This window comes from Streptomyces sp. MS06 (assembly GCF_047200655.1).
Classification (GTDB): Bacteria; Actinomycetota; Actinomycetes; order Streptomycetales; family Streptomycetaceae; genus Streptomyces.
In genome coordinates this window covers 1-855 of the sequence record NZ_JBJZOJ010000154.1, presented here as the reverse complement: position 1 = coordinate 855, position 855 = coordinate 1, and the positions used below count along the sequence as shown (strand labels likewise).

Below are 855 nucleotides of genomic sequence, written 5' to 3'. Positions count from 1 at the left end.
CTGGGCACCCGCGAGTACATGGCGGACTCCTGGTACGGCGGTGACGGCGTCGACATCTCCGCCGCAGGGCTGCGCGACGCGGATCACCCGCTGCTCGGCGCCGCGATCACCCTCGCGGACAACGACGGCATCGTTCTCACCGGACGCCTAGCGGTGGACACGCACCCGTGGATCGCCGACCACGACGTCCTGGGGAACGTCCTCCTGCCCGGCACCGGTTTTGTGGAACTCGCCCTGCACGCGGGCGGTCAGGTGGGCTGCGGGCTGTTGGAGGAGCTCACGTTGCAGGCGCCGTTGGTCCTTCCGCCGGAGGGCGGGGTGCAGGTGCAGGTGGCGGTGGGGGGTGCGGATGCCTCCGGGGTTCGATCGGTGACGGTTCATTCGCGTGCTGATGCCTGGGGGCAGGGGCCGGACGGCTGGGTACTGCATGCGCAGGGTGCGCTGAGTGCCGGTGGGCCGGTGCGGACGGTGGAGGAGTTGTCGGTGTGGCCGCCGGCGGGCGCGGTTGCGGTGGGTGTCGGGGATGCCTACGACACGCTGCTGCGCCAGGGCTACGCCTACGGACCCGTCTTCCAGGGGCTGAAGGCGGCCTGGCGGCGCGGCGACGACGTGTTCGCGGAGGTGGAGCTGCCCGAGGAGTCGTGGGAGGAAGCCGGCCGGTTCGGACTGCACCCGGCACTCCTGGACGCCGCCATGCATGCCGCGATCGTTGACGACAGCGGTGAGCGGGACGGGGAGCCGGTCCTGCCGTTCGTGTGGAACGACGTAACCCTGCACGCCACCGGCGCCACTCGCCTCCGCGTCCACATCGGGCAGACGGGTTCCGCGGCCGACAACAACCTGGTGCTGAACGTC

General features: G+C 71.2%; 1 protein-coding gene. It reads left to right on the top strand.

Annotated elements, in window-relative coordinates; genetic code table 11:
* Positions 1 to 855 (top strand): polyketide synthase dehydratase domain-containing protein (locus tag ACL02U_RS32900; RefSeq protein WP_412794676.1); only part of this gene is annotated, 855 nt, incomplete at both ends.